The following is a 26,901-nucleotide window of genomic DNA, read 5'->3' on the forward strand; positions in this document are numbered from 1 at the left end:
GTAAATAGGTTCTTAGCGGTAGTGACCAGGGTCAGGCACAAAACCACCAGGGAAGGGATTGGGCTGTGCAGGATAGACATCGCGACCGCGCGGGATAATCCCACGCGCCACCAGGTTGGCATAACTGTCATAGCGTATGCTGATGATTTCATCTGCCTGTGAACTGGCGCGCTGGAAGTCGGTTGACCTTACTGCGCTGTTAATCCTTTCGCCATGGCCTGTGCCTATGCGGGTATCGGCTTTTTCAGCGCGACTCTCTGCGCTCTTGGACATGATGCCAGATGCTGCGGGAGCAGGCGCAATGGGGGCCGTGGGTGCCATGCGTTCATATTCTGGCTGGACCACAGGCGCAGGCACAACATATTCGCGGAACAAGGCCACGCCTATGACACCGACATTGTCGGGCCGCCCTGTGCGCGCCGCATAAGAATCAGACAATTGCGTGAAGTAGAAAGCGGCCACTTCATCCATATTCTTGCGCCAGCCCTTGATTTCCACTGGCTGCCAGGCACCCAGCACATAGCCGGATTGCGCCTGTGATGCCGTGCTGCCTGTCAATGCATTGACGCCATCGACGGATAATACTGACAAGATGCGCTCACCAGTCTTGTTCCTGACTTCTATCGCATAACGCTCACCCGGCTTGCCAGCGACATAATTATTACCCTGGTGCCGCCAGACAGGCAGGCGTTCGCCTGTGCTTTGATTGATGATGCTGACTGCCGCCAATTGCCCGGCACCAGCAATGCTGGTGATACTGGCTAATACCAGGCTGGCCAGTATGGGTATCCATTTTTTCATTTTCTTCTCCATAAACATGAGGGCGATGATCATTAAACGGAGCAGCAAAACAAAAGGGGTTAAGATTTTTAAAAATAATTGAAGAGATTGCTGCTTTCTTATCATCTGGTGTCACATTTTCAATTTTTAAGGATAATATGAAGCCATCGCGAGCTTGTACCGTTCGCAGCAATCATCTGAGGAAGACCTATGAACACAGAAAATACCAGCGAATCAGGCAGCACAGCAGCCACGCCAGCAGCAGATGCACAATTCCTCGACGCAGTTGAAGTGCGCGTACTGGGCGTGCTGGCAGAAAAAGAAGCCGCTACGCCCGACAATTACCCCTTGTCACTCAATACCCTGGTCAATGCCTGCAACCAGCTCACCAGCCGCGACCCCGTCATGTCCGTCACTGAGTCTGAGGTACTGGAAGCCATAGACAGGCTGGCCGCCAAAAAACTGGTGAATGCCATCCACCAGGCCGGTGCTCGTGTCGCCAAGTATGAACATCGCATGCGCATAAAATGGATGCTGGACCAGCCCAAGGTGGCCGTGCTGACCATACTCATGCTGCGCGGTTTCCAGACCGCAGGCGAAATCCGTGCCCGCGTTGGCCGCCTGCATGAATTTGCCAGCGTCGCAGATGTGGAAAAATGCCTCGACTACTTGATGGATAAATATCCGCCCCTGGTCGCCCGCCTGAACCTGACACCTGGCACCAAGGAACCGCGCTATGCGCACCTGCTGTCTTGCGATGAAGAGGGCCTGGACCAGGCAGAAGCCAGTAGCCCTGCCAGCGCTGGTGGCTCAAAAAATGACAGGGTCAGCCTGCTCGAAGCAGAAGTTGCTCAACTCAAACAGCAGGTGAGCGACTTGAGTGCACAGTTTGCAGAGTTCAAGAAGCAGTTTGAATAATTGACTGTAAGACCAAAAAGCTCACCACAGAGACACTGAGACATAGAGATATAGAGATATAGAGACATAGAGTAGACACCGAGAATTTTCTACTGAGTGTGTTTTCTCTGTGTCTTGTTGAGAAATATTGAGTTTGATTATTTGTGATTCAACATGATTTCAAAACAGTACGTCAGCCGCGTCAGTTTGCGCAGGGATATCGTTGAGTCTTTTGAGCGTTACCCGTTTTCATTACCGGCGATAAAAAACTTCGAGTATGTGGATCTGCATCCCAAGATCACCTATTTTGTTGGTGAAAATGGTTCAGGTAAATCTACCTTGCTTGAGGCGATTGCTGTTTCTCTGGGCTTTAATGCCGAGGGTGGCACCAAGAATTTCAGCTTTGGCACACGGCGTTCGCACTCTGTGCTGGATGAATATCTGCGCATAGCCAAGGGCGTGCGCAAGCCGCGTGATGGTTTCTTTTTACGTGCCGAGAGTTTCTTCAATGTGGCTACGGAAATTGAAAAGCTGGATGAAGAACCTAGTTGTGCCCCACCGATTATCAATTCCTATGGCGGCATCTCCCTGCATGAACAGTCGCATGGTGAATCTTTCCTGAAACTGATGACAGAACGCTTTGGCGGCCAGGGCCTGTATATACTTGATGAACCAGAAGCTGCGCTGTCACCACAAAGGCAGCTCGCGGTCTTGTCGCGCATCCATGACCTGGTCGAGGACAATTCCCAATTCATCATCGCCACCCATTCGCCCATACTTATGGCTTATCCCGATGCCTGCATCTACCAATGCGGCAAGGAAGGCATCGCAGAAATTGCATATGAAGACACCGAGCACTACAAAGTCACGCGGGATTTCCTGGCAAATCCAAAGCGTATGCTGGATGAATTGATGCAGCGTTGAGCCTTGAACGATTTATCCAGGTGCATGGATTTCACATAGCTTATCAATGAATAATAACACCTTCAGTGCGGGCATCATGGCCGCTGAAACCCTGGAAGATCTTGCGCAGTATCTGTCCGCTTTTGCTGTAAAAGAACTGCGTACCAGACTGTTTGATGAACTGAAACAGCATGTCGAATATGAGGATGCTGATCAATGGGCCGTCGCTGTCAGGTTGTGTGAATCTCTGGCGATAGTCGGTTGGGGCGAGCTGGAGCGTGTAGATGCTGTCAGTCATTTCAATGGCGATTGTTGGAATACCCGCTTCATCAATGGAAAAAATCAAAGCAGGTTCAGGGAAGGTAGCTGGAGTAAAAGAAAAGCAGGCTGGGTATTACGCAACCCGAGTTATCACCTCAGCCCGGATTTGCCAGATACACCGGGCCACGACTGGCAGCGATATGCCAGTGTGGATTTCCCGGCAGTTGCATGCGCGTCATTGCCATCACAGCGTAATTATCAAGCACAAATGCCTGTCATCATGGGTATGTACGGCAGTGATAACCCCAGCTGTCTGGCAATGAATGAAATCAGATTGGCTTTGATGGCGCAGCTATATGAAAGCATGCGGCCAGCGCAGTATGGTGAAAATCTTGAGTATTTCTATTTCACTCTGCATGGGCCTGCCATATCTGAAGAGTCGCCAGCACCTCATTTGAAGGTAGCAAATTACAATGCAAATCAGCGCAGCTTCAGTGCCGCGCTTTACTTTGATCAGACGCTGGCAAGCTGGTCACCCGGGCAACAGCGCAAGTTTTACTTTGATAGTTTATTGGCCGCTATTGATGCGCTGGAAGAGAAGTTGCGCAAGCGCGGTATTGAATATGATACGCAGGCATTTCGCGCAGATGTGACTGCAGCAATCCAGGCTAGCATGCGTGCGCAGGGCGAGTAGCTGTTACCCGCCCCGCTCATGCCAATCAAGAGGCTGTACTAATACTATTGTTTTTGCCCCAGCATAATCACCACACCCACCACTATCAGCCCCAGCAAGATGGCACCTGCAATCTTCCATGCAGAATACGGACGCTCACCCTGCACTTCGCCAGTCTGGCCATTCACCAGAAAGCGGTATACCTTGTCGCTGTATTTGTATGACGACAGCCAGATAGGCAGCAGGATGTGCTTGAAACTGATATTTGAATAGCGCGGCTGCATGGCGCTGATGCGCTGGTGGTCACCGCCGATATCACGGCAAATCGCATCGCGGATCACGCTTTCCATCTTGCCCTGGGCATCTACAAAGCCGGGCTCCAGGCCAACCTGATAAGCCTCGACCGTGAAGCCGGATACATAATCATCACGGTAACCCTGCAATTTTTCAAGCTTCCAGGGAGCCAGGTTTTCTGCATATGAAGTCGGCAGGGTTTTCGAGCCTATGACCAGTACATCATCAAAGGCCACCTGCACCGCACCCGAAACCGGATACCAGTTGGTTCTGGTGACCTGCCGGGTCTTGGTTTCGCCATTCTCGGTATAGGTCTCAGTCACTGTGTAATCAACACCGCGCTGGCCCTGGTAGGTGGTATAGCTGTCGGCATCATAAGTCCAGTAAGGGGTGTAGATGCCCTTGAGACCACGCTCGGCCCGGTAAGCCTGCTTCAGCGCATTCGGGGCAAACCACAAACCTTTGACCCAGTCGGCAAACTTGCCGCGGGCTTCAGACTCCTTGATATCAAACGGGGCAATCGCCTTGGGCCTGATCTTGCGCGCAGCATAGGCATTGGTCGCAATCAGCGGTACGGCGCAAAACGGGCAACGGTCAGAGACCAGATTGGCCGCCAGTTGCGATTCTGCACCGCAACCCGTGCACTTCACATTCTGGCTGGCGATGGTGGGTTCATTGCCTGCCTGGTTTGCCAGGTAAGCCTGATAGTCCAGTTCTTCTACGGCCGCAATGGTGGCTTCCTGGTCTTCAGGAATGTCATTCTTGGCACCGCAATAAGGGCATTGCAGGGCATGCTGACCAGGCGCGTATTCCAGCTTGGCACCACAAGATTTACAGGGATAGTTTTTTGTCGTCACAGATGATGATTCCAGAACAAAACACTGGGCGTCGCTACCCGCAGGTGCGACGCCATATCAGATGAAGGATGGATTGCGCAGGACTGCTATGGATTGTTATGGCAAAGGCGGCGGCATGGATGCAAACAAGCCAGCCAGGTCAGCCTGGTCACCCGCCTTGCCCCAGGCAGCCATGCCCTGACGCCACACCAGGCTGTCACGTGTCAGGCTGCCATTGCCTACATGCGATTGCAGCACATGCTGATCAAACGGCCCGGTCTGTGCACCATTTTGCGCGACAAAGTATTGCACTGCCGTTGGTAACGGTGGTGGCATGCCAGCACCAGCAGCCGGGCTGGCGGCTGGTTGCGGGTTATTGCCAAACAGCGTGCCCATGCTCTGGCTCAGCATGCCACCCACACCCACGCCCATCATGGTGCCTGCTGCGCCCGGGTTTTGCGCAGCATCACGCAAGGCTTGCGCACCCTGGTACTGGGCAAACTGGTTCATATTGCCTATCACCCGCATGGCACCTTGCTGGTCTATGGCTTTTTCCACTTCTTCCGGCAAGCCTATGTCCTGCACCTGCACTTCACACAGTTCCAGACCATATTGCACAAAGTCAGGCGCAATTTTTTCCTGTATGCGCCTGCCCACTTCGGTGACCTTGGCTTCCAGGTCGATGATGGGCACGCCTATCTCAGGCATGACTTCCTTGATGCGCGTGCCTATCTTGCCGCGCAGGTTTTCTTCTATATCGGCTGTCGTGAAATCAGCCTTGGTGCCCACCAGCTCCACCAGCATGGCCTTGGCATCGACTATGCGTATGCCATAAATACCAAAGGCAGTCACACGCACCACACCAAATTCAGGGTCGCGCATGGTCGCAGGGCCAGCCGTACCCCATTTCATATTGGTGAAACGAGTCGTCTTGAAGAAATACACTTCTGCCTTGAAAGGGCTGTTGAAGCCATACTTCCAGCCCTTGAGCGTACTCAGCAAAGGCATATTGGCGGTCGACAATTCATACATGCCGGGCGTGAACACATCCGCCACCTGGCCCTTGCCCATCTGGCCTTCATTGACCATCACCGCAATCTGCCCCTCGCGCACCGTCAGCTTGGCACCCATCTTGATTTCATTCTGATAGCGCTCAAAGCGATGCACCATGACATCGGGACTGTCATCCAGCCATTCGACAATATCGATAAATTCATTGCTGAGCTTATTCCACAGACCCATAGTGTTCTCCAAAAAACAAAATTCTTGCAGGATGCTGGCAGGCAATTCATTGATAGCGGCCAGCAGCTATTCGGCGAATAGGCGCAAGTGACTGAATTTCACCAGCACATTCGGCGTAGGCAGAGTATTGCTGAATTGGTACATTATCACAAGGGTGGGGAGGGGAATTATTGATATTGTTTCTGAAGGTAAATAAGCAAAACTGGTATTTTCAAAAACACATTAATTGCTTTAATTACTTTTTAATAGTACATGTCCTGTTTTAATATGGATTCCTATATTCTTCTTTAGTTTTGCAATTTATCTCCAATAGGAGTATTTATGCCCGTTTCCTGGAATGAACTGATTGCAAAGGCCATTGGACCTGAAGGCCTGAAAGCAGATGGGCAATTAACATTGCCTAGAAGTTACGGTGTGTACGAGATTAAGGGGGCGAAGCAAGACACCATTTACAGGCAAGGAAATTATCCTGGGCGTTTGCGTGAGATTCAAAAAGAATTTCCTGAGGCTGCATTGAAGTATTTATTTTCCTCAAAAGAAGATGCAGTTCAGGTAGCTGCCATACTAAATTCCAAAGATAAAAACACAGTTCCGGAGAGAATATCCAGGCGGACTAGTATTCCATCAAGTCCGAAGTCGACAATTTCTGGACAAAGTATCGTACATCCAAGCAAAATCCTGGTTGAACTTTTCGTGCATAAGCCATATCAAGGTGTTGCACCCGAACGATCGCGTTTTCTGTTTATCGGGCTTGATGCAAATTATGATGTCGATATAGAAAAGATATCTATTTTTCCAAAGGTGCTTGAGTATCATGAGGATGCCGAGAAATTTTGGCATGCTCACGAAGTCCATCATCCGTTTTTGCTAAGTGAATATCAAGGTGATGGAAAGCGCTATCACCAAAATTTTGAGCGTATAGGATTCGGAGCAGAACACGCCAATTTGATTTCTTTCGTTGAGTTATTTCATCTCCCGACTGTTGGTCGCAACAAGCTCTCTGTTGAAGATTTGGATGCCACTCATTTGAAGAGATTGAATCAAGCAATACTCGAAGGTGATGCCACGCACATCTTCATTACTCCTACGGTTGCCAGCTTGATGCGTTCCAGTGGTGCATTTAATTGGCTGCCCAGTAAATCAATAGATACGGCGGATGTATTGCCCGTCTTATTTAGAAATAGTAACAAAACCGTTTATTCTCTATTGCACTTTTCCAGCTATGGGAAGTATTACAGAAAATTGCATTTGCAAATAGAAGAAATCAGAAAACTTATTGCGCAGTTTCAAATTTAGATGTGTAGTTTTGATCTATTCGCCTCAATGACTTTGCCCACCGCCGTCAATGTCTTTTTCGAGATAGGTAAATCTCGCGCAGTATTCTTGAAATCAGAACCAGTAATTAACCCCAGCATCTCATCAATAATATTCTGCGCTTCTTTTTCTTTTATCCCACCGTCTTGCGCAACTTTCAGGATGTGTGTACGCGTTGGTGCTTTGCCTTCGCCAGCGATATCCATGAAATGCTCACCTCTACAGCCAGTGCAATAAGTCAGGTCATAAGGTGGGGCGAGTTCCCATTCATTATTTTTGTTAAGCAGGTAGGAAAGGTTTTTTGCATGGTCATCCCGATTGTTCATCAAGACGTTGAAGACACAACGCTGTAATGCTTTTTTTAGTTCTCTTGCATCCCGCGTCAGTCTGCGGGTTGCGCGCATGAAATCGCTATAGCCCAGGGCGGGTATCTGGAAATTGACATGCATCATGCCTGCCAGTGAATGAACGTGGACACGCTGCTCATTATTGCGGTCAAAACGCTTTGCACCGAATGCTGTCATGCCGTCTGGCAATTCAAAGAATTGTGTATCACCCATGCCCAGGCCGCATTTGCGTGCCAGTCGGGCATATAGTTCTTCCAGGGCACAGCTATCGCTGGCATCTTCTTTCGCTGGGAACTTGATGAGCCAGGCCTCTGCATCTGGCATGTATTCAGTGCTCATCTGACTCGTTGCAGGCTTGTAGTAAACCACGGCCTTGGGCCGTGCACCGCCGGGTGAACCGCCTGCCTTGGCCAGTTCATCGAGGACCTCGTGACTATCGTCTGCTTGTACTGCCCGCACTTCCTTTGCGAGTTCGATTAATGCAAGGTCTGTGATTGCCAAGTCGCTTTCGCTGGCGGGTTCATAGGTCAAAGCGCCCATGGTGTTTTCACCAAGGTAGGCGAGTCTGTCCAATACTGAGACAGTGTCAGTATTGATACCCTTCGCCTTCATGCGGCGGTTCATCAGGTGGAAACCCCAACTATCCGGCAAAGAGTCGTAGATTAATCCTGGCACACGGGTGATGGTCAGATAATCTGTTTGTTTGTCCGGGTAGGCAGATGGCCGTAGTGGCAGGCGTATAGGGGATAGTTCCAGCCCACGTGCGAGTGCTTCAGGCGAATACTGGAACAAGATGTCGCTGCCATCGTCGGCCAGTGTCCCCAGCCAAAGGGATTCACCATGTGCCTTGTAATTAACCTTGAGCTCTTTCATGACGGGCTCTTGGATTTACGGTAAGCCCGCTGCCTGGCTTGTACGGCAGACTTTGCCCGCATATCTTCTATGGAATTAGTTTGCGATGCCAGAACTGTCTGCAAATCTGGTGTGGCATTCAGTGACTCAAGTATGCGAACAAAGTTACTCAAGGTACATTTACCCGTACGTTCAAAGCTGCTGACAGTTTGCGCCGAGATACCTGTACGTTGCGCCAACTCTTCTACGCTGATGTTCAACATTAAGCGACGCTCACGCGTTCTTTCGCCGAGTGTCTGGCAAATTTCATCAGGTAAAAGCAGGGAGAAATCCATTGGTTTTATATAGATTAAGGTTAGATAATCTAACTTTCCAATAGAATTATACTGGTTATGGTATGAGACCAGGCCTATTTTTTAAGCAAATTCTTCTCAAATTGTTGCCTTATGATTAAGCCTCATCCTCGCTATTGCAAGGATGAGGCTATCGTAGCATGAGAATCAGGCGTTATCTCACCCTGCCTGATCCACCCTTTCCAGATGTCCTGCACCAGCCCTCCAGCTCCTCAACTTATGCCCCTTCACCGCATAAAAGAAAATCATCAGATAGCAGGGCAGCATGACCCAGTAGGCGGTTTGGGGGTTGCCTGTGTCGGAGAATTTTCCGTATAACATGGGTAGCAGTGCGCCGCCGGCGATGCCCATGATGAGCAGGGCGGAACCGGCTGCGGTGTATTTGCCCAGGCCTTGCAGGGCCAGTGGCCAGATGGAGGGCCAGACCAGGGCGTTGGCCAGGCCGAGCATGGCGAGGAAGAAAACCGTGTTGGGTACGACGGGCACGCCTGCCCAGCCGACCAGGGCCTGAGCAATGCCGGTATCGGTGGCTGAGCTGGTGGCGACGCCGATGGTGAACAGCAGGCCGCTGATGGCGGAGAACAGCAGGGCGGTTTTTTGTGTCATCAGTTTGGGGATGGTGGTGGCACCAAGCAGGTAACCCAGCACCATGAAACCCATGGTGTAGGACGTCAGCACGGCATAGTTGCTGACACCCAGGTTGCGGCCATACAGACCTATGGTGTCACCGGCGATGACTTCCACGCCTACGTAGGCGAACAGTGACAGTGCGCCCAGCACCAGTTGCGGGTATTGCAGCACGCCCCATCTGGTGACTTCTGGCTGGTTCTTTTCTTCTTCTGCCCGCAATTCTGGCAGCGAAGAAAAATGCACTATGCCCATCACCAGCAGCAAGCCGCCTGCCATGATGGCATAGGGGTAGACCAGGCGTGATGACAGTTCAGAGCGCAAGGCAAGGCGGCCAGCATGATCCAGTGCGGCCAGTGCCGTATCAGAATATTGCTCTATGCCGGACAGAATCAGGGCAGAAAACACCAGTGGCACGACGATGCCAGCACCCTTGTTGAACAGGCCCATGATACTGATGCGCATGGCGGCACTCTCGCGTGAACCTATGCAAACGATATAGGGGTTGATGGCGGTCTGCATCAGGGTCATGCCAGTGGCCAGCGTGAACAGGGCCAGCAGGAACAAGCCGTAATAGCTGGACTTTGCTGCGGGAATAAACAGCACGGCTCCCACGGCCATGATGCCCAGGCCCAGTGTCATGCCGTTCTTGTAACCGGTACGGCTGAGTATCGCTGCCGAGGGCAGGGCCATGACGGTGTAGGCAATGTAAAACGCAAACGTCACCCACAGCGCCTGGAAGTTATTGAGGTCGCAGACTATTTTGAGGAAAGGGATAAGCGAGCCATTGAGCCAGGTGGCAAAGCCCAGGATAAAAAACAGCAGGCTGATAAAGAACATGGCAATGACCACGTCCTTGCCTGATCCTGCAGGTTGATCATTGTTATTCATGAGGTATTCCAAAGATATGTAAGATGGTCATACTGGTGCAGAGGGACGATGAAGCCCCTGCTGACTGAGCAAAAAAGCCTCCCCTGCTGCTTGTATGGGGAGGCTCTTACAGCACTCTATACGATGATCCCTATGCTGCAGATCACCTTGGTACAGATCAGAACTTTGCTCTGACACCTACGCTGTAACGTGCACCGTTTTCATACACGCCGACGGGCAAACCGTCGGTAGTATTGGTGCGTATTACCGAGTTGGTCAGGTTGACGGCTGTGGCAAACAGGCTGATCTTTGGTGTGATATCCCAGTTGGCCGTGGCATCCCACTGTCCATAGGCGCTGGTGACATCCTGGCCACCTTCATCCAGGCCGCCATAAGACTTTGAACGGTAGTTATATGACAGGCGTACGCTGAAGCCATTTTTTTCATAATAGCCGCTGGCATTCAACTGGTTGCGTGAGTTGCCGATAACATTCAGTTTTTGACCACCAGCGATGGAGCCTGCCTTGGCATCAGTGAAAGTGTAGTTCACGATGGCACCGAAGCCATTACCAAATGCCTGTTGCCATTGCAGTTCCAGACCATTGATGACGGCACCGTTGTCGGCATTATGCGGACGTGTTACCGGACGCGTGACACCGCCTACATTTTCTTGCGCAGTCGAGGTGTAGATGAAGGTATCCAGGCGTTTGGTGAACAGCGTGGCAGACAACATCGAGGCATCAGCAAAATACCATTCTGCACCTATCTCTGCCTGATCAGCATGGTAGGGTTTCAGCAAAGGGTTACCGGCAGTTGCTGCATTGGTCGTGCCGCTGACTTCGGTACTGGCACTGAGGTCGCTGTAAGTGTTGCGTGCCATGACGCGGGCGATGGCGCCACGCAGTATCAGGTCTTTACGTAAGTCATACACCACGTTCAGGCTGGGCAATACATCGTTATAAGTACGTGTCGTGCTACTGATGACATAGTTGCCCTTGCCTGTCAGGTCTTGATAAGCTTCAGAAGTTTGCTCGGTCTTGACCAGACGCACACCAAAATCACCACGCCATTTGTCGATGGCATAGTCAGCCTTGATATAAGCTGCGGTAATCTTCTCTTGTATCTTGTAGTACTCGCCTTTGGCTTCGTTATAAACCATGCCCTTGTCATACATGGCAAAGCCCTTGCTGGCGGCCAGTGCATCATTCACCCAAGCATACTGGGTCAGGGAGCCGCCAGTTGCAGCGGCCTGGCTCAACAGTGGCGATGGACCAGTCGATAAATCAGCCAGGCTCAGGGATTCCCAGCCAGTGCTTCCCGGGCCTACCGTGCCTATGGTGCGGTGGTTTTGCACAGTGTTGTCGCGGTACTTCAGGCCTACTTTGATATCCTTGATGAAGGAGCCAGTCAGATCCCATGTCAGGTCGCCCTGTACATAGTTTTCTTTGCTTTCCATCTTGCGTACCCAGTCACGTGCATTTTGTAATGTGAGTTTGGTCGGGTCGAGCGGGTTCATGTCGAGGTAAGATACTTCATAAGTATCTGGTGCGATATTCACAGTCGCACGGGTATTGCCAGTGAACCAGAAATTGCGGTCATGCTTGCTGCCACCTTCGGCAGAAGTACTGCCAGCCTGGCCATGCAGCTTCCAGCCATCGCCTTCATAATTACCTTCCAGATCCAGTATCTTGGACTTGATATAGGCTTCGCGGTAGATAGGTTCAAAAGAGACGCCAGTCGTCGGGCCGACTGTGCCACCGACGACTGCCTTGGTGCCGTCAGAGGTCGTGATGAAACGTGGATTGGTGATATTGATGACATTTTGCTTGTTGGCCAGGCCGCCTATTTGCCACAGGTAGTTCTGGTTATTATTATCCATGTTCATGTCTGAATTGATGTAATTCAGAGAGATATCGCTGTCACGGTTAGGTTTGATTTGCAGCGTGACATTGCCAGTAGTGCGTTCACGGTCCTGGCGGAAAATCGCAGAACCACCGCCCCATGACGCATAGGCATTCGGCGTCGCCACATTGTTTTGATCGATGATGGTGTACTTGGTGGAGTCAGTGAAATTCTCCAGGCCATCACGACGCATGGTGCGCTTTTGTTTGCTCAGGGACAGCAAGAGACCCAGCGTGCCTTCATCATTTTTCCAGTTTACCAGGCCAGATACTTGCGGATCGGTTTTCTTGGGCAAGTCAGAGTAAGTTGCTTCCAGCGAGAATTGCGCAGTCAGAGGCGTTTTGAATTGCAGGGGTTTGCGTGTCTTGACGTTGACCAGGCCACCGATACTGCCTTCATCCAGATCTGCCGACGGGCTTTTGTAAACATCAAGACTGCCGACCAGTTCAGATGGCAGGATGTCATAGTTGAAGCCGCGACTTTGTGAATCGTTTTTCCACCAGTAGGCAGATGCTACAGACTGCCCATTCAATTGCGTCATGTTCAGGCTTTTGTCGGTGCCGCGTACGAAAATGTCACGACCTTCACCCCAGGTGCGGTCGACAGAAATACCAGGCACGCGTTGCAGGGAATCGGCGACGTTCTTATCCGGGAATTTACCCAGGTCTTCTGAGTTGACGCTGTCAACGATGTTTTGCGAATCGCGTTTGCCAGCCAGGTTTTTTTTCAGGGTATCGCGTATGCCGCGTACTTCTACGACTTGTGAGCCAGGTGCAGCTTCAGGTGCTTCATCGGCAGCATAAACAACATCAAACGCCGTGGTACTAAGAATGATGGCAATCAATTGCGGTAAGAGTTTTTTCTTGAATACAGGTGTGTTCATGTACGTCTCCTTCAGTTAGTTTTACTCATTGTTATCACATCTATTTTTTGTACTGCAATTTGACCTCGCCTTTAATTCCAGCCAGCGGGATAAAAATCATTCATGGCATCTTATTTTTATTCTTGTTTTTTATTGCGGCATACCGCAGAAAAAAAATGCCGACGCCGCGCTAAGCGTCGGCAAAATAGTCATACTTCTTGGGGGAGGTATGATCTTAGAACCTGTTTACGATCTTACTGCGCGAGCGTGATCGAGTCTCATGCGCTGCTCAAAATGCTCATGTACTTAGAGTACATTCCGCTTTTTGCGCTGCGTTTTTGTTACACTGAACCCGCTGACGCACGCTCGCTACAGATCGTAAACACGTTCTTAGCGCTTGAGCCTGTACACACTTGCAAAACTGTTCTGTATCTTTGTTGCTGCTTCCTTGCCTGTCACCGTGCCGTTCAAGAGATCGGCATTCACATTCCATAATTCCTGTTCCATGCTGGGCTGGCCGCGGTTTAGTATCTGTGCATTGACGCGTATGCTCGATTCACAAGCCGTGCGCCATTCCATCATCTGTTTTCCTATAGGGTCACGTACGGCAATCAAGTGATTCGACAATGAAAAAAATCCTGTGACGCGGTTGGTGTACAGGTCAGCAAACTCCTGTGAACCCAGCCATTCGAGAAACTTATAGGCATCTTCCTTGTTGCGTGATTTTTTATTGATGCCTATACCTATATCCATGTGATCGAGGATGTAGCACTTGTCACCAGCGGCGCGCACAGGCGGTGCAAATACCCCAAAATCCAGGCCCTGCACCTGATTGAAGTAAGAGATGTCCCAGGAACCAACTGGGTAGACCGCTGCTTTGCCAGCGGCGAACTGATGCTGGCTGTCGCTATAGGTTTGCGTGCTGGCTGTACTGGGCAGGTAGGAACCCAGCTTGGCGGCATAATCAAAAGCAGCCACATATTGTGCGTCGGTAAATTTTGCTTTGCCTGCAATGAGCGCCTTGCGGCCAGTTTCACCATGCCAGTAATTAGGCCCTATGCTGGTGAACAGGGTTTGTGTGGCTTCCCATTTTTCTGCTGTGCCCAGCGCCAGTGGAATGTAGGTGCCATTCTTCTTTACCGCATCCAGCACGGTCAAAAATTCAGCCTGGGTTTTTGGTGCCTGCAGATTGAGTTTCTTGAAGATTTTTTTGTTGTACAAAAAACCGTGGATAACAGAAGCCACCGGCATGCAAAAAGTCGTTTTCGCATCATCGGTCTGCCAGGCCAGCAGTGCAGTTGCTTCAAAATGCTCCATACCTGCTTTGCCATCCAGTTTTTCGAGATAGCCTTTGTTGTACAAGGATTGCGACACATCAAACGGACGGCACGCTACCAGGTCACCTGCAGTACCATTGGCAAAATGGGCTTGCAGGCTGGCGTCATATTCTGTCGGCGTGGTCGGTGCAAAGCGTATATCTATGCCGGGATGGCGTTTGGCAAATGCAGGTATCAGGACTGTTTCCCACAAGGCCTTGTCATCGACGCGCCAGCTTTCCAGGATGAGCGTGCCAGCATTGGCAGTGCTCATCATGGCGGTGATGCATAACATGGCGATTTTGGGGATGCGGTTCAAAAGAGATCCTGTCAAGAATATTTTCAAGCTCAACAAATCGGTATAAATAAATTACTTGAAACTGATACTAGCAATGCGATGAATGTAATGCCACTTGCATATCTGTTTAGTGCGTCTTTTTATAAGTGATTGATTTATTGAGGGTTTGTGCAAACTGGTCAGGTGAACAGCTTACAAATCCTTACCCGGTTCTGGCGCTGGTATTGCTGTTTGCTAGGGTGTGGATGATTTACAGATGTGCGAATTCCCAAGCTGACAAAACTTAACTTAAGAATTCCTTACAAAACTTTACAAAAGTCTGGATTCGGGTGTTGTGATTCGCGCAGAGGCTTGTCAGCTTGTGCGTGCGCGACAAGCTGAAACGAGAAAGCATAGACGTGGGAAATGCCCGTTCAGGCAGTGTTTTCCTTGGGCAGGTTGATGATGGCCTTCAAGCCGCCTTCAGCATGGTTTTCCAGTACCAGCTTGCCGCCGTGAGCTTCGATGACGCTGCGGGCTATGCCCAGGCCCAGACCCATACCGCTTTCATTCTGGCTGCGGCCATGTACCAAGCGCACATAGGGATCAAACAAACTTGGCAGGGCATCTTCCGGCACGCCAGGGCCGTGGTCGCGCACTTCTATGATGACGCTATCCGCAGCAGCGTGTACGCTGATTTCAGCACGTTCACCATAGTAGAGGGCATTGTCGAGCAGATTACCTATTGCACGTTTCAGTGCCAGTGGCTTGCCATGCACAGTCAGGCCTGAATCTGCGTATGCCACATTATGTTTGGCCAGATGGGCACTGCGTACCAGTCTGCGTATCAGCGGGTCCAGCCTGACTTCAGTAGGGTTTTCATGGATGTCGCTATCCTTCACGCATTGCAGAGCGCCCTTGACCATCATGTCAAGGTCATCCAGGTCTTCTTCAAATTCACCACGCAAGACATCATCGTCTAGTAGCTCTGAACGCAGCTTGAGACGCGTGATAGGCGTGCGCAGGTCGTGCGAGATAGAGATGAACAGGCGTTCACGGTCTTCGATATAGCTTTGTATGCGCTGGCGCATGGCACTGAAGGCGCGGGCGGTATTGATGAATTCCTTGCTGCCTGTCTCAGGCAAGTCTGGCACCTGCTCACCCTTGCCAAAGGCTGCAGCCGCATCTGACAAGGCCGCCAGTGGCCGCGTGATCCAGCGTACCACCATGATGGAGAGCAGCAATACCGCCGCCAGTGACAGACCCTGCAAGACCAGGCGGTCAAAGGACAGAGGATCATTGCCCTTCAAAAAATAAGGATTGGGCATCAGGGCAGCCAGGTATAACCAGTTGCCTGGTTCCAGCTCGGTCTGTATCACCAGCACTGGTGCGGGTTCAGGCTTGATCAGCAGGATATGCTGCACCCAGCTCTCGGGCAGGTCGGTGATGCGGGTGCCTTCGACAGAGGTTGTCAGTTGATCCGGCCACGCAAAGGCCAGCTTGAATTCAGGGTATTGCGGCAAGTCAGTCTTGAGGGTATTGCCAACCTTGCCCAGCACCGCATGCACCAGTGCTTGCGATTCTATTTCTGTGATGGGGACATAGGCATTGTTCGCCTGCACAAAAAAACGCGTTCCACCCATCTCACGGAATTGCTGTATCAACACGGTACGGTAATTAGGTGGCAGGCTGCGAAAGAATCGTATCGCGCTTGATGCACTGTGCGCCAGGTATTGTGCAGCCGTGGTGGCTTCTATCTCAGCCTTGGCGCGTTGCTGGGTGGTCCAGATGGCGCTGCCCACGAGTTGTGTCAGCAACACACCGCACACCATGACCAGCGACAAACGGCCCAGCAGCGATTGCGGCAACCAGCGCCTCAGCACGATGGCCGCTTCAGGCACTGACCACGCTCACATCAGCAGAAAACACATATCCAGCCCCACGCACAGTCTTGATCAGGGTGGGCTGTTTACTGTCATCCTTGAGCAGCAGGCGCAGGCGGCTGATCTGTACATCGAGAGAGCGGTCCAGCGGGCCGGCATCACGGCCACGGGTTTCTTCTGACAACACATTACGGTCGAGCACATCGCCCGGGTGCTCGACGAAATATTTCAGCAATTGATAATCCAGTCCCGTCAGTGCCACCAGTTCACCAGTGTTGTCGGTGACCTTGCGTTCTGTCAGGTCCAGCGTGAAACCCAGGAAACGGTAATAACGCGGCGCTGCTGCAACATCGGCAATTGCAGTACGGCGCAGTATCGCCTTGATACGCGCCAGCAGTTCACGCGGGTTATAAGGTTTGGCGATATAGTCATCGGCACCCAGTTCCAGCCCGACAATGCGGTCAGTGTCATCTGAACTGGCAGTCAGCATGATGATGGGTATATTGGATTTTTGCCGCACTACCTTGCACAGGGCAAAGCCGTCGGTGTCGGGCAACATCACATCCAGTATCACCAGCGACAACTGGTTCATCTGGCTATTGAATTCAGCCACAAAGCTCTCTCCATTGTGTGAGAGGATGACTTCATACTGATTTTTTTCCAGATAGGTTTTCAGTAACACCCGGGTTTTCTGGTCATCGTCGACTATCAGTATTTTGCGTGTCATCTTTGTCTGCCTCACATTTTATGGAGTTTGTTTTTTATTATTGCCAAATGTCTTATACATCGCCACCAGTCTGGCCTGGGTGTCGGAGGGGCTGACCGTGGCATCGATAAAGTATCTGTGTATTACGGCGATGATGGCGTCCTTGCTGGTTTCGTCGGTAGCCATGCGGTGCACCAGGCTGGGCGCTTGCGTGGTTGCGCCCTGGGCAAAGGCATTCCAGGAAGCACGGGCACAGCTATCCATGCGCGCCGGGTCAGCATCACGCCTTACCGAGACCGAACCCTTGACGGCATTGTAGTCAACCTGCACCGCAGGCGTGGCGACCAGGCGGGCCAGTTTTTCTTGGGCGGCGATGCGCGAATAATCGTTGGTGAACATCGAAAAAGTATCGACACTATACAAATGGTATTTGCCCGTACCCGGCATGGCCGTGCAGGAGAAAGCCTCGTCCGTGACAAAACCGCCATCATTGAGTTCACCCTTGACCCAGTCACCGGTGATCATCATGGCCGCTTCATTTTTTGAAAACTGACGTACCACTTCTGTCCACGGACGTTCATCAACAGGATTATTCATCCAGCTTTTCATCTGGCGCAAGCGTTCCAGCGCATGGCTGAAGCGTTTGTCCATCACGGCCTGGGCATTTTGTCTGACGAATAATTCGCGATGGTATTCTGGTCCGCCCTCGGCCAGTATCAGGTTTTCAAACAGGGTGGCTACTTGCCAGGGTTCGCTGCTTTGTGCCAGTGGTATCAGACCTGCGGCTTTCAGTTTGGCTGCAACCATGACCAGCTCATCCCAGTTTTCTGGTGGCGAAAGCTTTAGCGTGCTGAATATTTTCTTGTTATAAAACAGGGTGTTGATGCGATGTATGCCCAGCGGTGCAGCCACCACATGCTTGCGGTGCTGTATCAGGTTTTGTATGGTCGGGAAGAAACTGGTATTCCATTTATTGGCCGCTGCCACCTTGTCCAGCTCCAGCAAGAAACCCAGGTCTGCCCATTCACGTATGGAGACACCGATGATTTGCGTGACTTCGGGCGCATCATTGGCCAGTACGCGACTCTTCAATACTTTGCCCGCACCTATGCCTGCACCACCGGGTATGCCCGCATCGCGCCAGGTGATACCTTCATCTGCCATGCGTGCCGCCAGCAGGCTGGCCGCCTTGCGTTCGCTGGCCGAGGTCCACCAGTGCAAGACTTGCAGCGTGCTGTCAGACTGCGGTGTAGCTGCATGGATTTTAGCTGTGCAAAACGCCATGCACAAAACCCCAAGCGCCGCCGCCCTGGCAAAGCGCCAGACGGGTGGTGATGCAGCGACATGATGGGCGGGCGAAATCAAAAGAGCTTTTCCGGGCAGGTTATTGCAGCAGGGAAATCAGGTTTTCAGGATTGATCTGGAAAACCGAACCGGATGCATATTACCAAAGGGGGATGCTTTCTGGTAGGCATTGTTCTTTTGTGTACACAATAGGGCCTGGGATGTAATACCTTGCCCTGCTCACTTCGGATGTCGCATACGTACAAAGATAAAGTGGCTATACATGCTTGAAAATCGTAGGTTGGGCTACGCTTTACCAGCCCAACACTCGGCGTTTAGATGACGTATACGTTTCTTGAGGCCCAGTGTTGGGCTGATACCCCGTAGCCCAACCTACACGAGTCGTAGGCCTTCTATATTTCTTTAAGAGTGACCGGCACCGTATTTTGATCAATCCCTTTTCCTCACGACCGCCCTCTCCAACAAATCAAACCCCCACTGCGTCAGCAAAGCCAAAGCCGCAGCAGGCAAGGCACCTGCCAGCAACATCTGGTTGTCATTCAAGGCCAGGCCTATGGTGATGCGCTCGCCGTAACCACCGGCACCGATGAAGGCGGCGATGGTTGCTGTGCCTACACTCATGACAGCTGCCGTCTTCACACCCGCCAGTATCATGGGTAGGGCCAGAGGCAAGTCTATATTCAGCAAACGGTCACGGGCTGACAAACCCAGGGCCTGTGCTGCGAGGCGCAATCCGGCTGCTACCTGTACCAGACCTACACAGGTATTACGGACGATAGGCAGCAAGGCATACAGCGACAGGGTGATCAGCGCGGGGACAAAACCTATCCTGCCCAGCAGAGGGATCAGCATCGCCAGCAAGGCCAGTGAGGGGATAGTTTGCAAAATGCCGACAGTCGCCATGACAAGCTCACGCAAGCGTGGGGCAAAGGCAGCGATGATACCCAGTGGGATTCCTACCAGGCAGGCCAGCGCAACTGACAGCAATACCAGTGTCAGATGCTGCCAGGTCAGCTTCAAAAAATCTGCGCCAAATAATTTGGACATGAAACCTGCTCGTTCAACGCTTGCCGGTGACTTTGCCAAAAATTGCTGCGCTGCCTGGGCAAAGCTCTGCCCGTCAATTTCTACCGCTGCATTCATCGCTATCATTTGCGCATTATCTATCTTGCCCTCCAGTTTCTGTATTGCTGCCCAGGCTTGCGGGAAGCGCGCAGGCACATCCAGACGATAAAGCAAGACCGCGTCATAACGCGGGAAATAATTTGCATCATCCTGCAGCACGCGCAAGCCCAGTTGTTTGATCTTGGCATCGGTAGAGTAAATATCGATGACATCTACCTGTTTCGCAGTCAGGGCTTCGTAGGCGATGCCATGATCCAGTCCACTGGCTTGTTGCGGCAAGTGATAACGTTTGACCAGGCCTGGCCAGCCATCTGCGCGGCCTAAAAATTCATGGGAGAGACCAAAGCGTAATGCAGTTTTTTTTGCCAGATCAGTCAGTGATTTGATATCTCCGGCTTCTGGCCGCATTGCCAGCGCATAGGTATTATTAAAACCCAGAGGTACGGCAACACCCAGGCCCTGTTTAGCCAGTTCAGTCTGCATCTCCTGCATGCTGATTGCTTGCTCATGTTTCAGTATCTCGGTATTGATGGTGCCCATGTACTCGGGATAAACATCAATGCTGCCATTCTTGAGCGCGTTGAAGACGATGGCAGTGTTACCCAGCCCTTGCTGGTGCAATGCAGGACTATGGGCAGCAGCAGTCTGCGTCAGGATTTCTCCCAGCACATAGGATTCAGTAAAGCGTTTGGAACCGACTTTGAGCGTATCAGCGGCCTGTGCCTGTACTGCAAAACTGCTTAGCAATAACAGTTTCAAGACTAAAGACAAAAGATATTGCAGCCTGCACCAGATCAGCATGGGTTTGCGCTCCGCTAAATTGTGACCGAAACTGCGATGGGGTATTTACCTTGTATTCTACATGGCGTTTGCCAATGTCCAATTCCACCCTGATTCTGGCTGAACCGCCGCTACTCCTGTTTCTGACTCAGACTTACACTGCAAACTCCAGATAAATCAGGAGCTGCCATGCCAAGCGCAGGAACGACGCACATATCAATTGTAGTAAGCACATTTAGCACTAAACAGGACATGCGTGCCGATGACCCGCTCAGCGACTTCAGTGCTCGCGAGATCATGCTCAATGAAATCAGCAAGCGTGTCTATGTTACGGGCACAGGGCCAGCCGTCATTGTCATGACAGAGATGCCCGGCATCAGTCCGCATGTGGCGCGCTTTGCGCGCTGGGTGCGTGATGCGGGTTTTACGGTGTATATGCCTTCTTTGTTCGGACGCGATGGCGTGGTGGCATCGGCAGAAGAGGGCGCTGCGGTATTCCAGAAAGCCTGTGTCAGTGCAGAATTTCGTGCTTTTGCAGGCAAAGGATCCAGCCCCGTCACTTTGTGGCTGAGGGCGCTGGCAAGACTGGCGCATGAAGAATCTGGCGGACCAGGTGTAGGGGCTATAGGCATGTGCTTCACCGGTAATTTTGCCTTGTCGATGATGCTGGAGCCAGCGGTGCTTGCACCAGTGGTATCGCAACCATCCCTGCCCATGGATGACCCGGCAGGAACGGGGATGGATGCGGCCGATTTGCAAGCCGTACGCCAGCGTCTCGAGGCAGAAGACCTGACTGTCATGGCTTACCGTTTTGCTGGCGATGCATTTTGCCGCGCCCAGCGTTTTGCCGCATTTTCAGAAGCCTTGGGTGAACGCTTCGTCAGCAAGGTATTGCCAGACAGCGCCGCCAGTCAGGATACTGCCCCTTTCTTTACACGTTATGTGACTACACCGCATAGCGTAGTAACGGCGCACCTGATCGATGAGGCAGGGCAGCCAACTATCGCTGCAAGGGATGAGATACTGGATTTTTTTGCCAGCAGGCTTAAACCAATGTAAAAAAAATGCCTGGACCAGGATCCAGGCATTTGCATTCACTATCTTCAGATCATTACTTTTTGAATGCAGTCACGGCAGCACGGCCAACAGCTGGATCATCGGTAAAGAAACCATCTATGCCTGCTTTAAGATAGGCTGTGATTTCTGCAATGGAATCACCGCGCTGTGTCAATGAAGCAGCATCACCCAGACGCATACTAGGCGGCAGGAAAGGGTTTTCCGGGCGCAGTGTCCAGGTATGGACTTTCAAACCGGCAGCATGGGCATCAGTGACAAAGCTGGTGGCCGCACCCAGTTCATTCTTTGCGTCACGCGGAATGATGACTTCCTTGTACGGTGACACCGCATCTGCATATTGCGCGATTTCTTTCAGACCGGCAGGTTTGACGAGATCTGCATAAGTACGGCTGCTGCCCGCAGCAACGAAGTCATACGGCGCATTGCGTGGTACGCCATTGACAGGCGGGTTCAAGGGATTGTCTATCAATTGCACCAGACGCATTTCTGTCATGCCGCGTAACTCTTTCAGGTTGGCGACTTCAAAAGACTGAATGAAGACGGCTGCATTCTTACCCTTATAGCCATTCGCTACCAGTACATCGACCAGACGTTTTTCCAGAGGCAGGCCTATGGATTTGAAATAAGTCGGGTGCTTGGTTTCTGGATAGATACCGATGACGCGGTTTTTTTCTTTCGCCTGTTGTTTGACGAGATCAATCACTTCTTGCAGTGTTGGTACTTCAAACTGACCATCATAAGCCGTGTTGGCTGGGCGGTTAGCCGGGATGCGTTCCTTGGCGCGCAGGGTCTTCAATTCTGCCAGCGTGAAATCTTCCGTAAACCAGCCTGCGACAGGGATGCCATCTATGGTCTTGGTCGCTTTGCGGCCAGCAAATTGCGCCAGTGTGGAGACATTGGTGGTGCCAGAAATTTCATTTTCATGACGCGCTACCAGTACACCATCCTTGGTTGCGACCAGATCAGGTTCAACGATATCAGCGCCGTCATCTATGGCTTTTTGATATGAAGCCAGGGTATGTTCAGGGCGCAGGGCAGATGCACCACGGTGACCGGTGACTGTAGGCAGTGGTGGCCAGGATAAGCCAGGATTCTGGAAATCTACAGGCTCAGTGCTACTGCCACCGCAGGCACTCAGACTCATAGTGGCAAAGACTGCGCACAGTAAGCGCGCAGTATGTTTGGACAAGTGTTTCATCAAAGTCTTCCTCTATATGCATTGCAAGAAAATGGTGCCAAACTTATTGGCCAGAAATGCTTCGCAGCCATCAGTATGGCGATGGCAGGAATGTAATGCGAAAGAATGACTAGATGATGACTTGTGGAAATATTTATGCGCTCAGAGCTTGCTATGGAATGGCGAGTTTACATGCTGCTGTAAAACGGCTTATCAACGAAAACCAGTTTTTCGTTTGTCAGCACGTGGATTGCTTCTATGGCCAGGGCTTTTGCTGTTGGCGTATCCAAGGGAGCGATGCTGCTGTCCAGTACAGCTTCAATCTGTTTTTGGTCGCTAATTGACTTGGCAGAAAAGGCATCAACCATGAAGATGTATTGCTCGTGTCCATGCAATAAGAAATACCAGTAATAGCCCTCACGCATGGCATAAGTACTGCTTACCAACTGCACACAAAATAATTGACGCTCTTCGTCTATTACCCACTCTGCATTAATGTGTGGGCAGCGTTCAGACGAGACATGGCGTTGGAGTTCAATTTTTTGTAATTCAGTTTCTGTCAGTGGTCGTTTGATAAGAGTCATAAGCATCCCGATGTTGATAGGTCTTATTAAAGCATAAAAGCGGCATTGATTTTCAATGCCGCTTTAACTTTGGCTATATCGATAGCCATGACTCAAGATGAAACCAGTGAATTATGCAGCTTGCAGACTAGGATAATCCGTATAACCTTTTGCACCCGGTGTATAGAAAGTCGCTGCATCAGGTGCATTCAAAGCTGCGCCTTCCTTAATGCGTGCAGGCAGGTCAGGGTTAGCCAGGAAGCTGGTGCCAAATGCTACTGCATCCAGTGTGGAGTTGCTGATCGCTTGCGCAGCTTCGTCGGCGTTGTAACCCATATTGCCGATCAACACGCCTTTGTAGTTAGCACGGGCGATCGTCAATACATCGCCAGTTTGAGCCTGGAAAAAATCAGAGCGCATCACATGCAAATAGGCCAGGTTGAATTCATTCAGACGTGTCGTCAGATAAGAAATCAAAGCCAGCGGATCGCTGTCTTTCATGCTGTTATAGCTGTTGATGGGGGACAGGCGCAGGCCGACTTTATCAGAGCCAATTGCCGCACTGACGGCAGTCAATACTTCAAACAAAAAGCGTGCACGGTTTTCTATAGAGCCACCATAGCTGTCAGTGCGCTGGTTGGCACTGTCACGCAGAAATTCGTCGATCAGATAGCCATTGGCACCATGTACCTCCACGCCATCAAAGCCAGCAGCAATCGCATTTTTTGCGCCTTGTGCATAAGCCGCAACCAGAGCAGGGATTTCATCCAGACGCAATTCACGTGGCACTGCATTCGGGATTTTGCCGTTTGGCGTATGCACTTCGCTGTCAATCGCGATGGCGCTGGGGCCGACGTTTTCCACACCATTATTGAATGCAGGAACAGCGGCGCGGCCAGCGTGCCAGATTTGCATGAAGATCTTGCCGCCTTTGGCGTGCACTGCTTCAGTCACTTGTTTCCATGCCGTGACTTGTTCGGCATTGTAGATGCCAGGTTCTGCATAGAAGGCGGATGTATTTTCAGCCACCATGGTGCACTCAGTCACGATCAGGCCTGCGCTAGCGCGCTGGCTATAGTATTCGGCCATCAGAGCGTTCGGCATATGGCCAGCATCAGCACGCGCACGTGTCAAAGGGGCCATCAGGATGCGATTAGCGAGGGAAACAGAACCGGTTTGCAGAGGATTGAATAACATTTCTTAATTCCTTTATTGGGCGTGTTGGGCAGCAAAAAAACTTGTGAGCAAACTTATGGCAAAACTTGACTGGGTAAGCAAATCCAGAACTCTATGTGTAGCCAACCCAGGGTACTTCAAGATAAAAATTAGACTGGTCGTCTAGAAAAAACTGATAAGAATAAATGTTTTATAAAATGTTTACTAAAAGGGATGCACTTGATGTTTCAGGCTCAGAACTTTACAGCTTGAGCATCTTGCGGGTAGCCAGCATGGCACTTTCCAGCGCACTCATGTCACGCCGCATCTTGGTCAGCAAGGTGGCACCCAGCCACATCTGGTACAGGGTCAGTGCGCAATGGTCTGCGTCAAGGTCAGCCGGCAGCGAACCATCGATGATACCTTCGCGCATGCAATCTGCCAGCCTGGCAATAATGCTATCAGTCCCATGTTGCAAGGCCAGTCGCATGGCTTCAGACAAGTCTGAGACTTCACCCCCCAGCTTGGCTGCCAGACACTGGCATTGCACACCCTCACCCGGACGCTCAGGCAACCAGCCCTGCCAGTAACGCATCAGGCGCTTGGCTGCAGGTATGTCCTGATTTTTCAACACCACATCAACGGCTGCCAGATAACCGGCAAAGTAATCTTCCAGCAAGGCTTCGCCAAATAATTCCTTGGACTTGAAATAATGATAAAACGAGCCTTTGGGTACTGCCGCCGCCTTCAATACCTCGTTCAAGCCAACCACGGAAAAGCCCTTACCCAGGATAATGGGTTTGGCTGTATCGAGGATATGTTGCCTGACATCGGTGCGCGGAGTATTCATAGCTTGAATTCTAAAACAAATTAGACCAGTCGTCTAGTAAATTTTTGAAAGAGGAAAAATGAGAGTGGATAGAGACATGGGCTGGCGCTGACAAAGGCTTTTTATGAGGGAAATGAAACGCTAACCGCTTATATTAAGTATGTACATTCGTCAGTGACAAACGGCGCTGGGCTCCAGCCTGGCGGCGTTCGTTGATCACCATAGACATTTTTTTGCTGGCAAGGATCAAAAGCTAAAGTTATGGCAAAAAAATTGCGATTCCCTAATCCATCAACCCCCAAAAAACTCCGCATGTATAGCCTGCAAAGCCAGCTTCCTGTCTTCTTGCTGCACCAGCATATAAGCTGCCACTTCGCTGGCACCCGCAGCCGCCAGGCAGACATGTACGCCAGCCGCAATCGCCGCCGACAAGGCACGGCTGGCAATTGCACCGCCTACGTCAGATGCCTCCAGCACGCCATCACCCACCACGGCAACGATGGCGACATCGGCATTGCGTGACACTTCCACCACACCAGCCAGGTGATGCTCTACCAGTGCCGCATAGCCAGCATCCAGATGATCACGAGATACTAAAATATTGATGGCAGTCTGGGCTGTAAGTACGCTCTTGATATTGATGCCGCTGGCATCCAGGGTTTGGGTCACTTGCGCCAGTATGCCGGGTTTGAAACCCACGCCGGGGCCGTGCAGTTTCAGTATTGCCACGTCTTCTGTCGAAGTGACACTCTTCACCACGTCGCGTGTCACCTTGCGCTGGGCATTGATGACGGAATACGGTTGCAGGCCACGCTCGGGGCGGGTGATGTTCAGGATACGGATAGGGATATTCTGATCAAACAAAGGTTCCACCGTGCGCGGGTGCAAGATCTTGGCACCAAAGTAAGATAGCTCCGCTGCTTCCAGATAATTCAACTGGCTGATCGTATGGGGTTCGTTCACCGTGCCAGGGTCGGCGCTGAGAAAACCATCCACATCTTTCCATACATCCAGCGATTCTGCACCTATGCAACAGGCTATCGATGCTGCTGAATAGTCTGAGCCGCCACGACCAAACAGAGTAGCCTTGCCATCACGGTCCACGCCATAAAAGCCGGGCACGACGATGACTTCATCACCTTCCAGTGCTCGCGACACGGCGGGCGCACTGGCATCGAAATCACAGGCAGCATTGCCAAATACACCATCGGTGATCAGACCTATGTCTTCTGGCAGGGCTTCACGTGCCCGTATGCCATGGCTGAGCAAGACTTCAGTCAGCAACAGGCTGGACAGACGCTCGCCATAACTGAGGATGGCATCATTCACAAAAGTGGGTACGTCGCCTATGCAATGTATACCAGTCAGGTAACGGTCCAGCTGGTTCAGGCGCACCGACAATGCCTGTTCTATGCGCGCGCGATGGGTGGGGGCGCTGATATTGGCTTCCAGTATCTGCTTCTTCAGGGCACGCAGGTTTTGCGTGTAATCCTGGCTCTCGGCCAGTGCCGCTGCTGTACCCGCACCCTGCTTGGCCGCTTGCACACAGGCAATCAGGGCATTGGTAATGCCATAAAAGGCTGATACCACCAGCACCAGGGGTTGTTGATAGCTTTGCACCACACTCACAACGCGGCTGATATCTTCAGGCTGGCGCAGGTTGGAGCCGCCAAATTTCACGACGATTTTTTTCAT

The 26,901-nt window shown here is 51.4% G+C and carries 22 protein-coding genes; 5 read left to right on the forward strand and 17 right to left on the reverse strand.

Translation table 11 applies throughout. The annotated features are described in order from the left end of the window. Positions 1-12: 12 nt before the first annotated feature. On the reverse strand, positions 13-801 hold the full coding sequence (locus DFR42_RS09080) for a hypothetical protein (protein ID WP_110254639.1): 789 nt from the start codon (positions 799-801) through the stop codon (positions 13-15). 189 nt (positions 802-990) lie between these two features. Here DFR42_RS09080 and DFR42_RS09085 point away from each other — a divergent pair, with 189 nt between their 5' ends. The 3 genes from DFR42_RS09085 to DFR42_RS09095 all read left to right on the forward strand — a co-directional run bounded on the left by DFR42_RS09085 (position 991) and on the right by DFR42_RS09095 (position 3,535). Continuing rightward, a complete protein-coding gene (locus DFR42_RS09085; RefSeq protein ID WP_110254640.1) occupies positions 991-1,698 on the forward strand; it encodes a YceH family protein in 708 nt (235 codons plus the stop codon). Positions 1,699-1,851: 153 nt separating this feature from the next. Then, positions 1,852-2,601: an AAA family ATPase gene (locus tag DFR42_RS09090; protein WP_110254641.1), complete on the forward strand. Its 750-nt coding sequence runs from the start codon at positions 1,852-1,854 to the stop codon at positions 2,599-2,601. 46 nt (positions 2,602-2,647) lie between these two features. Beyond that, positions 2,648-3,535, forward strand: a complete 888-nt coding sequence (locus tag DFR42_RS09095) for a hypothetical protein (protein WP_110254642.1) — start codon at positions 2,648-2,650, stop codon at positions 3,533-3,535. Positions 3,536-3,579: 44 nt separating this feature from the next. On the opposite strand, the gene DFR42_RS09100 is transcribed toward DFR42_RS09095, so the two are convergent. Together DFR42_RS09100 and DFR42_RS09105 are read right to left on the reverse strand one after the other, a co-directional pair. After that, entirely contained in the window at positions 3,580-4,665 is a 1,086-nt protein-coding gene (locus DFR42_RS09100) for a TFIIB-type zinc ribbon-containing protein (protein ID WP_110254643.1), read from the reverse strand. A gap of 96 nt (positions 4,666-4,761) precedes the next feature. Beyond that, positions 4,762-5,886, reverse strand: a complete 1,125-nt coding sequence (locus DFR42_RS09105) for an SPFH domain-containing protein (RefSeq protein ID WP_110254644.1) — start codon at positions 5,884-5,886, stop codon at positions 4,762-4,764. 321 nt (positions 5,887-6,207) lie between these two features. Here DFR42_RS09105 and DFR42_RS29740 point away from each other — a divergent pair, with 321 nt between their 5' ends. Beyond that, positions 6,208-7,182 carry a hypothetical protein gene (locus DFR42_RS29740; RefSeq protein WP_245936897.1) on the forward strand — a complete coding sequence of 325 codons (975 nt, stop codon included), beginning with the start codon at positions 6,208-6,210 and terminating at the stop codon, positions 7,180-7,182. Here the strand turns inward: DFR42_RS29740 and DFR42_RS09115 are convergent. From DFR42_RS09115 to DFR42_RS09155, 9 genes are all read right to left on the reverse strand, one after another. Then, positions 7,179-8,420, reverse strand: coding sequence for a type II toxin-antitoxin system HipA family toxin (locus DFR42_RS09115; RefSeq protein ID WP_110254645.1), 1,242 nt, complete (start codon positions 8,418-8,420; stop codon positions 7,179-7,181). The genes DFR42_RS29740 and DFR42_RS09115 overlap by 4 nt on opposite strands. Further along, positions 8,417-8,734, reverse strand: coding sequence for a helix-turn-helix domain-containing protein (locus DFR42_RS09120; protein WP_110254646.1), 318 nt, complete (start codon positions 8,732-8,734; stop codon positions 8,417-8,419). The genes DFR42_RS09115 and DFR42_RS09120 overlap by 4 nt, the downstream gene beginning before the upstream one ends. Positions 8,735-8,911: 177 nt before the next feature. Further along, positions 8,912-10,270, reverse strand: coding sequence for a sugar MFS transporter (locus tag DFR42_RS09125; protein ID WP_110254647.1), 1,359 nt, complete (start codon positions 10,268-10,270; stop codon positions 8,912-8,914). Between the two features lie 157 nt (positions 10,271-10,427). Continuing rightward, positions 10,428-13,034 (reverse strand): TonB-dependent receptor, encoded by a 2,607-nt coding sequence (locus DFR42_RS09130; RefSeq protein WP_110254648.1) that lies wholly within the window; start codon positions 13,032-13,034, stop codon positions 10,428-10,430. Between the two features lie 369 nt (positions 13,035-13,403). Further along, positions 13,404-14,624 (reverse strand): ABC transporter substrate-binding protein, encoded by a 1,221-nt coding sequence (locus DFR42_RS09135; RefSeq protein ID WP_110254997.1) that lies wholly within the window; start codon positions 14,622-14,624, stop codon positions 13,404-13,406. 416 nt (positions 14,625-15,040) lie between these two features. Then, positions 15,041-16,438, reverse strand: a complete 1,398-nt coding sequence (locus DFR42_RS09140; RefSeq protein ID WP_110254998.1) for an ATP-binding protein — start codon at positions 16,436-16,438, stop codon at positions 15,041-15,043. Positions 16,439-16,499: 61 nt separating this feature from the next. Next, a complete protein-coding gene (locus DFR42_RS09145) occupies positions 16,500-17,216 on the reverse strand; it encodes a response regulator (RefSeq protein WP_110254649.1) in 717 nt (238 codons plus the stop codon). 18 nt (positions 17,217-17,234) lie between these two features. Then, a complete protein-coding gene (locus DFR42_RS09150; protein ID WP_245936899.1) occupies positions 17,235-18,560 on the reverse strand; it encodes an ABC transporter substrate-binding protein in 1,326 nt (441 codons plus the stop codon). A 369-nt stretch (positions 18,561-18,929) separates the two neighbouring features. Next, entirely contained in the window at positions 18,930-20,426 is a 1,497-nt protein-coding gene (locus DFR42_RS09155; RefSeq protein WP_110254651.1) for an ABC transporter permease/substrate-binding protein, read from the reverse strand. A 231-nt stretch (positions 20,427-20,657) separates the two neighbouring features. Between DFR42_RS09155 and DFR42_RS09160 the strand changes: the two genes are divergently transcribed. Beyond that, positions 20,658-21,464, forward strand: a complete 807-nt coding sequence (locus DFR42_RS09160; RefSeq protein WP_211324212.1) for a dienelactone hydrolase family protein — start codon at positions 20,658-20,660, stop codon at positions 21,462-21,464. Between the two features lie 52 nt (positions 21,465-21,516). Here the strand turns inward: DFR42_RS09160 and DFR42_RS09165 are convergent, their stop codons facing one another. From DFR42_RS09165 to DFR42_RS09185, 5 genes are all read right to left on the reverse strand, one after another. Continuing rightward, entirely contained in the window at positions 21,517-22,680 is a 1,164-nt protein-coding gene (locus DFR42_RS09165; RefSeq protein ID WP_110254653.1) for a glycerophosphodiester phosphodiesterase, read from the reverse strand. Positions 22,681-22,847: 167 nt separating this feature from the next. Then, positions 22,848-23,243, reverse strand: coding sequence for a hypothetical protein (locus tag DFR42_RS09170; RefSeq protein ID WP_146218811.1), 396 nt, complete (start codon positions 23,241-23,243; stop codon positions 22,848-22,850). A 111-nt stretch (positions 23,244-23,354) separates the two neighbouring features. Beyond that, positions 23,355-24,419, reverse strand: a complete 1,065-nt coding sequence (locus tag DFR42_RS09175) for an alkene reductase (protein ID WP_110254655.1) — start codon at positions 24,417-24,419, stop codon at positions 23,355-23,357. A gap of 220 nt (positions 24,420-24,639) precedes the next feature. Then, positions 24,640-25,227, reverse strand: a complete 588-nt coding sequence (locus tag DFR42_RS09180; RefSeq protein ID WP_110254656.1) for a TetR/AcrR family transcriptional regulator — start codon at positions 25,225-25,227, stop codon at positions 24,640-24,642. A 270-nt stretch (positions 25,228-25,497) separates the two neighbouring features. Then, positions 25,498-26,901: an aspartate kinase gene (locus tag DFR42_RS09185; protein ID WP_170133463.1), complete on the reverse strand. Its 1,404-nt coding sequence runs from the start codon at positions 26,899-26,901 to the stop codon at positions 25,498-25,500.

Source organism: Undibacterium pigrum (assembly GCF_003201815.1).
Lineage (GTDB): Bacteria > Pseudomonadota > Gammaproteobacteria > Burkholderiales > Burkholderiaceae_D > Undibacterium > Undibacterium pigrum.

Bases quoted from the DNA above. Each gene is read 5' to 3' on its own strand.
- DFR42_RS09080 (WP_110254639.1), bottom strand. From the start codon at position 801: ATGAAAAAATGGATACCCATACTGGCCAGCCTGGTATTAGCCAGTATC.
- DFR42_RS09085 (WP_110254640.1), top strand. From the start codon at position 991: ATGAACACAGAAAATACCAGCGAATCAGGCAGCACAGCAGCCACGCCA.
- DFR42_RS09090 (WP_110254641.1), top strand. From the start codon at position 1,852: ATGATTTCAAAACAGTACGTCAGCCGCGTCAGTTTGCGCAGGGATATC.
- DFR42_RS09095 (WP_110254642.1), top strand. From the start codon at position 2,648: ATGAATAATAACACCTTCAGTGCGGGCATCATGGCCGCTGAAACCCTG.
- DFR42_RS09105 (WP_110254644.1), bottom strand. From the start codon at position 5,886: ATGGGTCTGTGGAATAAGCTCAGCAATGAATTTATCGATATTGTCGAA.
- DFR42_RS29740 (WP_245936897.1), top strand. From the start codon at position 6,208: ATGCCCGTTTCCTGGAATGAACTGATTGCAAAGGCCATTGGACCTGAA.
- DFR42_RS09115 (WP_110254645.1), bottom strand. From the start codon at position 8,420: ATGAAAGAGCTCAAGGTTAATTACAAGGCACATGGTGAATCCCTTTGG.
- DFR42_RS09120 (WP_110254646.1), bottom strand. From the start codon at position 8,734: ATGGATTTCTCCCTGCTTTTACCTGATGAAATTTGCCAGACACTCGGC.
- DFR42_RS09125 (WP_110254647.1), bottom strand. From the start codon at position 10,270: ATGAATAACAATGATCAACCTGCAGGATCAGGCAAGGACGTGGTCATT.
- DFR42_RS09130 (WP_110254648.1), bottom strand. From the start codon at position 13,034: ATGAACACACCTGTATTCAAGAAAAAACTCTTACCGCAATTGATTGCC.
- DFR42_RS09135 (WP_110254997.1), bottom strand. From the start codon at position 14,624: ATGTTATGCATCACCGCCATGATGAGCACTGCCAATGCTGGCACGCTC.
- DFR42_RS09140 (WP_110254998.1), bottom strand. From the start codon at position 16,438: ATGGTGTGCGGTGTGTTGCTGACACAACTCGTGGGCAGCGCCATCTGG.
- DFR42_RS09145 (WP_110254649.1), bottom strand. From the start codon at position 17,216: ATGACACGCAAAATACTGATAGTCGACGATGACCAGAAAACCCGGGTG.
- DFR42_RS09155 (WP_110254651.1), bottom strand. From the start codon at position 20,426: ATGCTGATCTGGTGCAGGCTGCAATATCTTTTGTCTTTAGTCTTGAAA.
- DFR42_RS09160 (WP_211324212.1), top strand. From the start codon at position 20,658: ATGCGTGCCGATGACCCGCTCAGCGACTTCAGTGCTCGCGAGATCATG.
- DFR42_RS09165 (WP_110254653.1), bottom strand. From the start codon at position 22,680: ATGAAACACTTGTCCAAACATACTGCGCGCTTACTGTGCGCAGTCTTT.
- DFR42_RS09170 (WP_146218811.1), bottom strand. From the start codon at position 23,243: ATGACTCTTATCAAACGACCACTGACAGAAACTGAATTACAAAAAATT.
- DFR42_RS09175 (WP_110254655.1), bottom strand. From the start codon at position 24,419: ATGTTATTCAATCCTCTGCAAACCGGTTCTGTTTCCCTCGCTAATCGC.
- DFR42_RS09180 (WP_110254656.1), bottom strand. From the start codon at position 25,227: ATGAATACTCCGCGCACCGATGTCAGGCAACATATCCTCGATACAGCC.
- DFR42_RS09185 (WP_170133463.1), bottom strand. From the start codon at position 26,901: ATGAAAAAAATCGTCGTGAAATTTGGCGGCTCCAACCTGCGCCAGCCT.